Genomic DNA, 13765 nt, shown 5'->3' with positions numbered 1-13765 from the left:
GCAAACATTGCAAATCACATCACATTTTTTATCACTAATATCAATGGGATTCTCTAATTAAGTAACAATAATAAACGCAGAGGAGGGATAGCTTAATAGCTATCCCTTCATCATAATATCATTTACACCTAATGGATATATTGGAAATAAAACAAAGTATCCTTTTGAAATTAAAGAACACAATAAAACACTTACTTTTACAGTGGAAAATACAGAAGTGAAAGGTAGTGTGAAATTACTAAAAGTAGATAATGAAGATATCAGTAAAAAATTAGAAGGTGCAGTATTCGAGCTAAAAGATGCAAGTGGGAAAGTAATTTGTGAATATAAGACAGATAAAAATGGTGAAGTTAACGTCAAAAATTTAGTGTATGGTAAATATTCATTTGTAGAAAAGACTTCTCCGAATGGTTACGTTCTTGTTAAAGAACCGATTGTGTTCGAAATAAAGGAACATGGAAAAATTATTGAGTTATTAGCAGTTAATCATCTTATCAAAGGTAATCTAGAAATTACAAAAGTTGATGTAGCTGATGGAAACAACAAGCTTCCAAATGCAGAGTTTACTATTTATAACGAAGCAGGAAAAGAAGTAGTAAAAGGAAAAACAGATGATAAAGGTATCGCAAAGTTTGAAAAGTTACCATTTGGAAAATACACATATAAGGAAACTGTTGTACCAAAAGGTTATGTATTGAATGAAGAAACGTTCTCTTTTGAGATCAAAGAGAATGGTCAAATCATTAAACATATTGTCAAAGATGAAAAGATTCCATCAGTAAAACAACAGCTACTGATAAAACCGATGGTACAAAAGAAATGCACACTTCTAAGTCTGTAACAATCCAAGATAAAGTGGAATGCAAAGACCTACAAGTAGGTAAAGAGTACACTTTAAAAGGTAAATTAATGGATAAAGAAACTAATAAACTATTAGTTGTAAATGGTAAAGAAGTAACAGCTGAAACTAAGTTTACACCAAAAGAAGCAAATGGTTCTATTACATTAGACTTTACATTTGATGCAACTGGCTTAGAAGAAAAAGAAGTAGTAATATTCGAAGATGTACTGAAAGACGGAAAAATTGTTACAACACATGCTGATATCAACGACAAAGGTCAAACAGTTAAGTTCGTTAAGCCATCAGTAAAAACAAAGCTGATGGTGGAAAAGAGATTCATGCAAACGATTCTATTACTATCCAAGATAAAGTAGAGTATACTAACTTAGTTGTTGGTAAAGAGTACACTGTAAAAGGTAAACTAATGAACAAAGCTATTAACAAACCGTTATTAATTGATGGTAAAGAAGTAACAGCTGAGACTAAGTTTACTGCAAAAGAAAAGAATGGTTTTGTAACATTAGACTTTACTTTCGTTGGCGCTGAACAGCAAGGAAGAGAAGTAGTAGTGTTTGAAGACTTATTACATGAAGGGCAAGTAATTGCAACTCACGCTGACATTAACGATGTAGGGCAAACAGTTCGATTTGTAGAGCCTTTAATTAAAACAACAGCTACAAACCAAGTTGATGGTTCTAAAGAATTAAACGCTTCTAAATCTGTAATAATCCAAGATAAAGTGGAATACAAAGACTTAATTGTGGGTAAAGAGTACGTTGTAAAAGGTAAACTAATGGATAAAGCAACAAACAAACCATTATTAGTTGATGGTAAAGAAGTAACAGCAGAATCTAAGTTTACTACAAAAGAGAAAAATGGTTCTATCACACTAGACTTCACATTTAATGCTTCTGAATTACAAGGTAAAGAAGTAGTAGTGTTTGAAGAACTATATCAAGATAATGTCTTAGTAGCTATTCACGTTGACATTGAAGATATGGGTCAAACAGTGAAATTTAAAGAGGTAAAATCGGAACAACCTAAACCAGAACAGCCGAATCCAGATAAAAACACTCCAACATCAGAGCAACCAAAAGAACAACCACAACTTAAGAAAGAAATTCAATCTAAAATTGGATGGTTACCGCAAACAGGTACTAACCTAACAAGTTGGATTTCTATGGCTGCAGGCGCATTGTTGTTAATAGTTGGTGGAGTAATTTTCTTAAAACGTAAAAATGCATAGAAATTAAAAAATAAGCACATCTGTTTTTATAACAAGATGTGCTTATTTTCTTACATTATTTTTGATCTAAAAAGAAATTTGTTGCAGGTTCATTGAACTACCCCCACTTTCACTTCGTTTAGAAGAGGGGGATTCCTAAGTAAAGAGTTCTATCGAACTCTAATTTTTTACCGTGTTTAAACAAAGGAATGCAAACACCCCTTTTGCAAACGAAAAATAGCAGCATACCAATAGATATGCTGCCCCTTAAGTATCAAAATACGAAAACTTCATTTAGCTCAAACCGCTAAATTTATATCTTGTCGTACACACTCTTTTTTATGAGCTCGTTTCCATAAATAAATGGTATAGAAGAATAAAACCGCAATAATAACATAAGCAAAAAGCGATGAGCCTTGAACATTCCCCATAAAATTCAAGAAATTATTAAAAGCATGAAAAGTAATGGTGATGATAATAGATTGCCTATTTACAATAAGTAAAGATAGAACAAGCCCAACTAAAAACGCATATACGATTTGTAAAATGGTATCTTCAACAGACTGCCCACCAACCAGTTGCAATAAATGTGTGATACCAAACAGGAAACTTGAAATCAAAACTGATTTTTTCATTCCTTTTGAAAATAACATTTTAAGCATAAATCCCCGAAAAAAAGTTTCCTCAATAAATGCAACAACACAAAATTGTATGATAAACATAAAAATCAGATCAGATATTGATGTTGTATTTAATCCTTTATTACCAATTAGTATTACTAGCAGAACAAGCACTAGAGGGGAGCTCAATAGAAAGTTATTCTTCGTCGAACTATTTAACTTAATATCAAAGAAGTAGTATACCCACTTATTCTTTATTATTAAATACAATAAGATCCCAACCGCTAAAGGAACAAGTCCGATAAACTGGAATACCGGGCTAGATGGTTTAGCAATAGTTTGATAGGCCCCGTTAAGCGTGTAAAAAACCAATATTAAAAATTCTAACCCAATAATTTTTAAAGCAATATTTAGATTTACCTTCATTCAGAACCCTCCACTATTTAATTGTCCGTTCGAACATTTTAAAACAATTCAGTCATAACGAAAAGCCAAATGAATACACCTAACTAGGAAATTACCATCTGCAAAGTTCTTTTTTATGTAGTTATGTATATTCATTTTAGTTGACGGATATACCCTACTTTCCCTTAAAGCAAGAATAAGTGGTACTATGTAAAAAAATAAGGCGTTAATTATGGGTAAAGGATTAAAGTATGAAAAGTACCAAAAGGAATGGAAAGAATTATACGAATCAGAAATGTCGTTTCGGAAGATCGGTCAATTATATAAAGTAGATGCAAAGACAGTAAATAGAACTTTGGAGGGACTTGTAGAGATTTGTCCTAAAAGTCCATGGGATAAATATGTCGATGAATGGTATGAGTTATACAAAGATGGATACTCCAAGACTGATATATCAAGAAAGTACAAGTGTGATATAGGAATAGTGACTCGTGTACTTGAAAAAAAGGGTGTCAAACGAAAAACGGGTGGACAAAAGAAACTATACGAGCATTTAGCGTCAGATTTTGCAGAGTTGTATAAAGATGGTTATTCTACCGCTGAGATAGGGAACATGTTTAATATCGATTCACAAACCATACTAAATTATTTAAATGATTTAGATGTGGAGATAAGAGATTTGAGTGAAGCTATAAGGAAATATGAAATAAATGAACATTATTTCGATACCATTGATAATGCAAAAAAAGCTTATCATTTAGGAGTTCTCTTTGCTACGGGATCGGCATTAAAACTACATAATTCCTACTGCATTCAAATTACTATGCATATTAGTAAGAAAGATATTATAAAACCGTTAGTTTACGTGTTAAGAAGTGGAGAAGATATAGGAGGTTATGTAGGAGCAGATAATGTTATAAGGTACAGATTCCATTCAAGACACTTAAATGAAACACTTATAAAACACGGTTTGGATGCAAAGAACAAAATAACGTTACCGGACTTAGAAGAGCAATGGTATCCTGCATTTCTAGCAGGATATATGAGTGATAAGAGCTATATATCTAAGTCGAATAATCATCTACATATATCAGGCTCAAAAGCGCTTTTAACATCATTTAAAGGATTTTTATCTAAGATTATAGGTGTAGATAAAATTCATATTTATGATATTAGAGAAAATGAGCATGTATTTGCAATTACCAATCAAGAGGCAATCGATTGCCTGAATGAATAAAATATTGATAAATTATTTGAACCACAACTTTTCCATTAGGACAAGGTTATGGTTCTTTTTATTATTAATTTTAAGGATTTGAATCAAATATTAAATTTATTCTTCTTGCATAACAAAAAGGTTCTCTTCAGCACCCACATCAAGTTCAATATAAACAGTGATTCAATGAACAGTCATTCACGGAGAAATTATGAGAAGAGGATCTTTTCTAAATTATTGTCGTCTGATTCTATGGTAAAAGAAATATATAGTGAACTACTCGCCACTTAGCAAAGCTTGAAGTGGGAGCTTCTCAGTTCCACGATGAAAGCAACCTTTCGTCTCCCTGAGCGTTACTTCGGAGTGTTCCATCCCTAGATGTCCAACGCTTGGACACTCTTTTGGTACGGTTGATATTTTACACAGGAACCGAATGGCTTGGTTTTCGCACTCTATTTTCTTCCTGCAACCTCATATATCAAGTTATTAAAGAACTTCATATAGCTAGTTTATCAAAAGCTTTTGGCTATGCCAAATTGAAATTCATCTCCCACCTACCGTTGGGCTACGCCCTTCACACGCTTGAGGAAGGAGAATTATTTCGGGAGTTCGTTAAATTTTCAAATCACGAAAAAAGGTCCTGTTGTCTCCAACAGAACCTTTCCTAAAATTGCAAAGAGTAACTCTTACCTTACTCTTTGTTTATATAGTACAAGATTGTTAGCGAAAATCCAAGGCTCTTTATATTGAGAAATAAAGAAGAGTCATTATAAAGAATCTTATTTTTCATAAATAAAAGAGCAGCTAGCAAAAGCTAACTGCTCCAATCATGGAATATGGTTAAGAAATGGGTTGTATACAGTATTGACCGAATATTGAGTTTTATTCAGGGGTTTACTAATTATGTAGGTTACATGAGAAGTCCTATTAACATCCAGGCTGCTGTACAGAGATAATAAAGTTGTTTAATTTACAATAAAGTCGTTTAAAACATAATAAAGTTGTTTAAAAAACGCCAGTCATGTTATTCAACAATCGGGCCAGATTCTAGAATAAAATCATTGCTCAAATCATGAAATGTTGAAATAATTATGATTAAGTTAAATGGTAGCACTGTAGAAGAAAGAAGGGACATTTTATGTTAATTAGAGAGATAAAAATTGAGGATGCAGAGAATTTTTTAAATTTAATTACAGAAGTAGAAGCTAAATCAAATTTTATGCTTATGGAAGCTGGAGAAAGAAAAACTACTTCTGAACAGCAACGAAAACATATAGATAGTCTTGGACAGCAAAACAATTCAACAATCTTTGTTGCAGAACAAGAAGGGAATTTAATAGGTTATTTGATTGCTATTGGCGGAAGTGTAAAGAGGAATAAACACTCTGTTTATATTGTTGTTGGAATTTTAGAGCAAAACAGAGGACAAGGGATTGGAACAGCTTTATTCCAACACGTAGAAGAGTGGGCGAAAAGTAATCACATTTCACGATTGGAACTCACAGTGGTTACTAAAAATGAAGCAGGTTTAGCTCTATATAAAAAGAGCGGATTTGAAATAGAAGGCACAAAAAGAAATTCTCTTATGGTAGATGGAACTTATTATAATGAGTATTATATGTCAAAGTTATTTTGACCTTGTAACTCAATTAAAAGGCGCGATTGTTCAATAAGCAGCACAAAAGGATCTTCAATCGAAGATCCTTTTTCAGTACCGATAATAGGACGTTATGTTAACCTTACATGAATAAGATATACACTGTTCTTTGTTCAAATAAAGGGACAGGTTTATTGAATAAGGAATTATCATTACTTTCAAGAGTTTATATAAATTACAAGATGAAATATAAGTATGGAGGGAATTTATGAAGGGCAAACCAGAACTGAAAATAGAAACAGAAAAAGTCTATAAAACAAAGATGAGCCCTAATAAAATGTTTGTAGCACGGATTATCCAAGTAGTTAGAGAAGAAAAGCTAGACTTTGTTTTAGTTATTCAAAATCGAAAGAACAAGCAGATTAGTTATAAAGAAGTCTTAGTAACAACGGACAATGATTATTATTCTTTTCGGCTCGCACGGGGAAATGTCCAATGGGTTTCTTTAAATACAGTTGCAGTGTGGGATAGATTAGGTCATAAATTGGTAGAAGTATCAGCTGCAACAGGAAAGGAAATTTATCGCATTTCTGATGAACATTCCTCAGCTTATCGGGAAAAGAGACCATAATTCTAACAGGATTAGTACTTTAGGCAAAACAAAGACAGGACTTCCGAGAACGATAATTATGTAAATAGGAACCCCCTTCAGCAAGTAAATTGAAGGGGGTTTTTCTAGATACAGTGACTACTGATAAGTGGTGTTATGTTAAGTTCACATGTAGAGGATATACAAAAAAAATATTTTTTAGGTGTAAAAACATATAGGATGTATGCAGTGACTGATAACCAGAACGTACTATTCAGGAACACATGAAATATATATAGTACAGGCTCAATGAAATTACGATTCTATTGCTTTTGGGGGAGGATATATGCCAAAAAAAGTTCTTCTGTTTACAGATTTAGGAATTGATGATGCCTTTGCTGTTCTGTATACCTTTTTTCGTAAAGATATCCAACTTGTAGGGATTGTAGCTGATTATGGAAATGTATCAAGAGAGAATGTTATAAGAAATATTAACTATTTAAAGTATATTGGGGGAAAAGAAGAGATACCTGTATTTCTGGGTGCTTCTGTACCTTTAACGGGCATATTGGTCCAGTATTTTCCTGAAGTGCATGGGAAAGTGGGATTAGGACCTATCATCCCGCCTGAGATTTCTTATCCGATTTACCCTATCAATGATATTTATCGGATTATAGATTCTAATTTAGATGATCTCATAATTATCAATTTGGGAAGGCTCTCATCGTTGGCGACGGCATTTGTCCTAAATTTAGAAACAATGCGGAACGTGAATGAATATATTTGTATGGGAGGAGCTTTTTTTTATCCTGGAAACGTGACTGCTGTGGCTGAAGCTAACTTTTATGCAGATCCTTATGCAGCAAACTTAATTCTGCAGCATGCAAAGAATTTGACAATTATTCCGTTAAACGTCACCCAACACGCGATTGTTACACCCGAAATGGTCCAACAAATCGACGCGTTTCACCGTAATACACAGGACCTTGCAGGGCTTATCATCAAGCCCATGTTAGACTACTACTATAATTTCTACTCTAAATCGAACCCTGGTATAGGGGGAAGTCCTATGCATGATTTTGTAACAATCTGGTATTTGTTGAACCCAGATGCAGTTCTCCTTTCAAAAGTACCCATCAAAGTAATTCCCGATCAAGGAGAAGGATTCGGTCAAAGTATTGCAGATTTTCGTTTTGTGACAAATCCGGGTTATAAAACACATAATGTCGCTTTTCAGTTCAATTACGAAAGTTTTAAGAGAGATATCATGGAAACATTCTTAAGGAAGAGACTGTAGCGTATCCTAAGTAAACTTCAGATAACGGAAATTATGTAAAAAAGCTAGCATAAATCTAGCTTTTTCTTTTTTTTGTTTATAGGTATTTTAAACTCTTTATCTATATTGTTTTGAATGTATACTTTTGTTGTGTGTTTTGAGGATATCAGAGGATTCGTTTTGAATTCAATATTTACGGGTTTTTGAATGTAAACTAATATTTAAAAGTTTACTTTGGAATAGCTTAAGAAAAATAACATTCACTTCTTATGGAAAGTAGTCATAGGAATACATCCTTCATTGTGGGCGGGGTGCACATAGTTAAAAAAATAGCCTTGTCCAATCTATTATCATTCTTTTGTCATTTAATATTACAAAGGGGGTGAGAACATGGAAAACAATGAAAAAATCACGTTTCGATTTGTAAAAAAAGATGGGCAAGAAATTAATTTGGGAAATCTTGATGATAGACGAAAAATTGTCATTGTCATTAATAATCAGATTACATTTGCACCGAATACAACACAAATTGCCAGTGGAGCCGGACAAAATAGTGTAGCAGGAAGTAATGCAGCAATCGATTCATCGAATACTCGACAGCAAGAAACGGTGGGCGCTGGAGGCGAAGCGATAAATAAAGGAATTAGTGGGGATCAGATTGAGCCACATAAAATGAAAAAAGAAACTTCGGATGAAGAGGCAGAAGTTGTACTCATCATCAATAATCAAATTAATAGAACCCGTGAGAAACAGGCTAGTGCTACTCAAGTGGCAAGTGGTGGTGGAGATGACAGTGCAGCGGGAACAAACGCTGCCATCGAAAGTTCTAACACCAAACAGCAACATGCAGTGGGAGGCGGAACGGATAGTTCGGCAGTAAACACAGGTGAAGAAGGCGATCAAATAGAAGAATGCGATTAAAGAAAGAAAAATAATTGCATTTTTTTCTTAATAGGGGTCACCATACATGCCCATCAACTTAAGAGTGGAAACACAATGAACTTTCGTTCGTATAAACGAAAAAACTCTTAAAATATTGTGTGTCCTTAAAAACGAGCATACCAAATAAACCTAGATAGGTATCGTTTTTAAAAATTATGCAGCTTTCTTTTGTTTTCTCAAACCATTATGCTCATAGACGACACCTAAAATATCAAAGACTGTTTTCTTCTCGTATCGATGAGATTTCCGGCCATTCTTCTGGAGTAAGTGGAACAGGCGGATTAGAATCTTTGTTATTTCTTGGGTGTTTTGTTGTATAGCCTGATACAACAGATATAAATGATCTTGAATTATTCCAATTGTCTTATATTCACTTAATTCTCTTTTCTTTTTTTGTAAAAGAAGTTGGCGCATTTTAAACATCGTAGAGGAGCACAGGAAAATAGCGATTAGCTTTCCATATAGCTGGCACTCTAATCTCTCCTGTTTTACATGACGATACTGGTCTATTTTGAAGAGTGATTTCCATGTTTTAAAAACAATCTCTATTTGCCAACGCAACGTATACAACTAATGTACTTGTTCCATCGGAACCCATTCCCAAGGTGTATTTGTCACATATACGTTTAATCCCGCTATCATTTTACTTTTCTCTGAGTACGTTCTATTTTGTGATTTTTCTTTTTCTGCTATCTTTGCTCGTCGTTTTTGAAGTTGCTTTTCTGTTAATCGATTAAAAATAACACGTGCAAACAGTTGTTGTTTATCTCTAATATAAGTATTTTTTAGTTCAAATGTTTCCCCGGATTGTAACTGTTTCAAAATCTGTTTCACATTGATTTGTATGTATTCCGATTGTTTCTTAATAGCAGCATTTTTAAAGTATTCTGGGTTTGGATTTTCCACATATATATTTGTGTTTAATTTAAAACGAGAAATATAGTATGTACCTTGTTGGTCCATTTGATCTAAGTCTTCCAATGAAAAATAGCCTAAATCACGTATACATAAATCTCCTGGTCTTAAGGTATCTAAACATTCTGTACCAAATGTTTTATCATTATTTTTCCCTGGTCCAACTTGAAAATTAAGAAATTGCCCACTATGCAAATCATATTCCAATTGAATTTTAATTCCAGCTGTTTGAGCGCATCCTCCAGAGCCTGGATATAGATTCTCTAAAGTATTTGGTACTTGAAATACAGTAGCGTCTAGGATACGAATTCGTCCAAAATAGGAAAAAAGTTGATTAAAAATTTGAGTTTGTTCACATATTTTTTGTTGTAACAGTAAAGAAAAAATATGTTTTAAAAACAAAACTGCTGTAACATTTAAACGTTTATTTAAGCCCTCAGGGCTAAGTAAAGTGCCTGTCGCTGCATGAAGCCTACTACATAATCGAACCAAGGAATCACTTGCCACCCGTTGACTAATCCAAATGCAAATAGCAGCTAAGTCTGATCCATAAAGCTTACGTTTTCGCTTTATAAATCCTATTTCTTTTGCAAGTTCTTCTAAGAATACAGGTGTAACATATCGTTGTAATTCTTCTGCAAATGGTAGTAATTCATCTTGAATCGAGAGATTCATAAGAAAACATCATCCTTTCTCATTTAGCTTGTTTAGAAAGGATAACGTTTTTTGATATTTGAGGGTATTAAAATCTCCTGAGTTGATGGTTATGTATGGTGACCCCATAGCCAAAGAAGTAAGAAGATATTTAGAAGTGCATCAAATTTTGAGGAAGTGCTTGTGAACCGTACCATAAATAAATGAGGTTTTGTATGTTCGATTTTTAAATAATACCCAAGAAGGAGTGGGTTGCAGTTATAGTAATACTCTATTTTTTGTATTTCTATAATAGATAAAATTTCAAAAAAACAGAATTATCTTGACAGTTATTGAATGGATTGATAAGGTTATAAAAAAATATTTCTTATCCAGAGAGGTGGAGGGACTGGCCTTATGAAACCTCAGCAACAGGTCTGCTTAAGTAGACACTGTGCTAATTCCAGCGGGTGATAATCCTGATAGATGAGAGCTTCCGTTTTTATTTGTCAGTAGCGCCCTCTTTTTTAGAGTGCGTTTTTGTTTTTTCTGGATAGTAACTAAAGGAGAGTAGAAATGGAGAACAAAAATGGGCAAGAATTTCAAAGGAACATGCAAGCACGTCATTTAGTCATGCTATCACTTGGTGGGGTGATTGGAACTGGCTTATTCTTAAGCCCGGGTTACACTATTCAACAAGCTGGCCCGTTTGGAACAATTCTATCCTATCTGATTGGTGCGCTAGTGGTTTATCTAGTTATGCTATGTTTAGGAGAGCTTTCCGTACATATGCCTGAAACGGGCGCATTTCATAGTTATGCAGTTAAATACATTGGACCGGGTACAGGGTATACAGTAGCCTGGTTGTATTGGTTAACTTGGACTGTTGCTTTAGGTTCTGAATTTACAGCCGCAGGATTACTTATGAAGCGATGGTTTCCATCGATTGATGTTTGGGTATGGAGTGCTCTTTTTGCCATTTTGATCTTTGTATTAAATGTCCTGACTGTTAAATTTTTCGCCGAATCCGAATTTTGGTTTTCATCGATAAAGGTTATAGCTATCGTGATTTTTATTGTTTTAGGAGTAGCGGCAATGCTAGGGTTTCTTCCGATGACTCATTCAAAAGCAGCACCATTCTTTTCTAATTTTACAAGTGGAGGTTTATTTCCTCATGGTGCTACGGCCATTATAATGACCATGCTTGCGGTTAATTTTGCTTTTTCGGGAACAGAATTAATAGGCATTGCAGCTGGAGAAACAGTGAACCCGGAAAAAATGATACCGAAGGCCATTCGAACTACTCTGTGGAGATTGATCATCTTTTTTGTAGGAACGATTGTTGTTTTATCTGCGTTATTGCCTATTTCCGATGCAGGGGTATTAGAGAGCCCTTTTGTTGCAGTTCTAGAACGAATTGGGGTGCCATATTCAGCTGACATAATGAATTTCGTTATCTTAACAGCCATTTTATCTGCGGCAAACTCAGGCCTTTATGCCTCTTCTAGAATGCTTTGGTCGCTTGCTAATAAGAATACGATATCCCCGATTTTTGGAAAAATGACGAAGCAAGGTGTTCCAATCAACGCCGTCATTTTCAGCATGGTGGGTGGAGCTTTGGCTTTGCTCTCAAGTATTGTGGCACCAGATACTATCTATATCGTACTTGTTTCCATTTCCGGTCTAGCAGTAGTTGTAGTTTGGATGAGTATTAGTGCTTCCCAGTTCCTATTTCGCAGACAATTTTTGAAAGAAGGAAATTCTGAAAAGGACTTGATTTATCGCACACCACTATATCCATTAGTACCAATTGCTTCTTTTATCCTTTGTCTGGCATCGTGTATTGGAATTGTATTCGATCCAACACAGAGAATTGCCTTATATTGCGGCATACCGTTTATTTTGTTTTGCTATGGAAGTTATTATCTAACAAAAAATCTAAAAAAGAGGGGCGTAGATTATGTCGAACAAAATCAACCCAATTGATGCTATTTTATCCCAACATTCCATTATGCTTCTTGACGGAGCATTAGCTACAGAATTGGAGGCGCATGGATGTAATTTGGACGATCCCCTTTGGTCGGCACGTGCGTTACTAGAAAATCCGGAACTAATTTATCAGGTTCATTCGGACTATTTTCGTGCTGGAGCGGACTGTGCCATAACAGCAAGCTATCAAGCTACTATTAGTGGTTTTTCCGCGTGTGGAATACAAGAACAGGAAGCTTTGGAATTAATTAAGAAAACGGTGTTACTTGCAAGAAGGGCAAGAGATGATTTTTGGAAGGAAAATACGCAAACGAATAGGCCTAAACCATTGGTTGTTGCATCAGTTGGGCCGTACGGGGCTTACCTTGCAGATGGTTCAGAGTATGTAGGCAACTATGGTGTGACAGATAAAACATTAGCAGACTTTCACCGTTCGAGAATGTTAGCGTTAATCGAAGCAGGTGCAGATCTATTGGCATTTGAAACGATCCCTTCCCTGCAAGAAGCAAGAGTATTAGATACATTATTGCGTGAGTTTCCAGAAACATATGCTTGGCTTTCCTTTTCGCTAAAAAATGAGAAAGAGATTAGTGAAGGTATGAAACTCGTGGAGTGTGCACGAGCTTTTGAGAAAAGTGAACAAATTGTAGCGATAGGCATCAATTGTGCGCCAGTAACCGTTGTGACTGGTGCAATCCAAGAGTTGAGGGCAAACACCAAAAAACCGATTATTGTTTATCCAAACTCGGGTGAAACTTATAATCCAGAATCAAAAACATGGCATGGTCATGAACAATGTAACGCGTTGGATATTCAATCTGAAGAATGGTACCAAGCAGGTGCACGTTTAATAGGTGGATGCTGCAGAACGACACCTTATCACATTGAGGAGATATCAAACAAGTGGCGTTCTTCCGAGTTTTTCTATTCGAACGAAGCAAAACAGTAATGTAATGGATGATAATCTATCTTTGTGTGTATTTTCATGATTTGCTTGTTCAGGAATCTACAGTTACGTCTATTGGCACAAAATGCCTTTTCAGAGACACAAATGTGGATGGTAGCCTCGGGAATCCAGTGGACTTTTGGGTATCTTAGGTATGGAAAGGAATCAGGGAAAAAAATCGCTAGTTTAATAGATATGGTAGACAACATGCTGAATCTTTTAATGAAGATGTAGTTGATCCAATTGAAGGTGAAGGGGACCATTTATTCGTAATTAAAGTTAACGAAGAGGTTAATTTAGTTATTCACAAAATAGTTCAATAACTATATGAAAATTTGTTGTGGTAAAAATCCTTGTTGTAGTAGTAAATGTGGTCATATTGTTGTAAAAAAGGATAGATGTAAACAGGTATACTCTCCTGTTCATCTATCCTTTCCTTTTTACCTTATAAAATGTGTGACATTATATTCAATCGCTTGAACTACCCCCACTTTCACTTCGTTTAGAAGAGGGGGATTCCTAAGTAAAGAGTTCTATCGAACTCTAATTTATTAGGCTATCTCCACAGTCC

General features: G+C 34.7%; 8 protein-coding genes, 2 pseudogenes and 1 riboswitch. Of the genes and pseudogenes, 8 read left to right on the top strand and 2 right to left on the bottom strand.

What is annotated here, in order from left to right:
* Positions 1–124: 124 nt before the first annotated feature.
* A pseudogene (locus ACFVQC_RS24545) lies at positions 125–2087 on the top strand (VaFE repeat-containing surface-anchored protein); the annotation flags it as partial.
* 278 nt (positions 2088–2365) lie between these two features.
* On the opposite strand, the gene ACFVQC_RS24540 reads toward ACFVQC_RS24545, so the two are convergent.
* Entirely contained in the window at positions 2366–3112 is a 747-nt protein-coding gene (locus ACFVQC_RS24540) for a CPBP family intramembrane glutamic endopeptidase (protein WP_377899479.1), read from the bottom strand.
* Between the two features lie 211 nt (positions 3113–3323).
* Between ACFVQC_RS24540 and ACFVQC_RS24535 the strand changes: the two genes are divergently transcribed.
* From ACFVQC_RS24535 to ACFVQC_RS24515, 5 genes are all read left to right on the top strand, one after another.
* Positions 3324–4328, top strand: a complete 1005-nt coding sequence (locus ACFVQC_RS24535) for a hypothetical protein (RefSeq protein WP_377899478.1) — start codon at positions 3324–3326, stop codon at positions 4326–4328.
* A gap of 1117 nt (positions 4329–5445) precedes the next feature.
* The gene (locus tag ACFVQC_RS24530; RefSeq protein WP_377899477.1) at positions 5446–5943 is read left to right on the top strand and encodes a GNAT family N-acetyltransferase; all 498 of its coding nucleotides are present in this window, start codon (positions 5446–5448) and stop codon (positions 5941–5943) included.
* Between the two features lie 229 nt (positions 5944–6172).
* Positions 6173–6535 (top strand): hypothetical protein, encoded by a 363-nt coding sequence (locus tag ACFVQC_RS24525; protein ID WP_377899475.1) that lies wholly within the window; start codon positions 6173–6175, stop codon positions 6533–6535.
* 304 nt (positions 6536–6839) lie between these two features.
* Positions 6840–7790: a nucleoside hydrolase gene (locus tag ACFVQC_RS24520; protein WP_016097069.1), complete on the top strand. Its 951-nt coding sequence runs from the start codon at positions 6840–6842 to the stop codon at positions 7788–7790.
* Between the two features lie 369 nt (positions 7791–8159).
* A complete protein-coding gene (locus tag ACFVQC_RS24515) occupies positions 8160–8690 on the top strand; it encodes a hypothetical protein (protein WP_377899474.1) in 531 nt (176 codons plus the stop codon).
* A 174-nt stretch (positions 8691–8864) separates the two neighbouring features.
* Here the strand turns inward: ACFVQC_RS24515 and ACFVQC_RS24510 are convergent.
* A pseudogene (locus ACFVQC_RS24510) lies at positions 8865–10301 on the bottom strand (IS4 family transposase).
* A gap of 343 nt (positions 10302–10644) precedes the next feature.
* A riboswitch (SAM riboswitch) is annotated at positions 10645–10752 on the top strand.
* Positions 10753–10835: 83 nt separating this feature from the next.
* Between ACFVQC_RS24510 and mmuP the strand changes: the two are divergent.
* The gene (gene mmuP, locus ACFVQC_RS24505) at positions 10836–12245 is read left to right on the top strand and encodes an S-methylmethionine permease (RefSeq protein WP_377899472.1); all 1410 of its coding nucleotides are present in this window, start codon (positions 10836–10838) and stop codon (positions 12243–12245) included.
* Positions 12220–13197, top strand: coding sequence for a homocysteine S-methyltransferase (mmuM, locus tag ACFVQC_RS24500; protein WP_377899471.1), 978 nt, complete (start codon positions 12220–12222; stop codon positions 13195–13197). Before mmuP ends, mmuM begins: the two co-directional genes overlap by 26 nt.
* The last annotated feature ends 568 nt before the right edge of the window (positions 13198–13765 follow it).

This window comes from Bacillus sp. NPDC057893, assembly GCF_042796455.1.
Taxonomy (GTDB): Bacteria; Bacillota; Bacilli; order Bacillales; family Bacillaceae_G; genus Bacillus_A.
The sequence above is the reverse complement of the archived record's forward strand: the minus strand, read 5'-3'. Positions and strand labels throughout refer to the sequence as shown.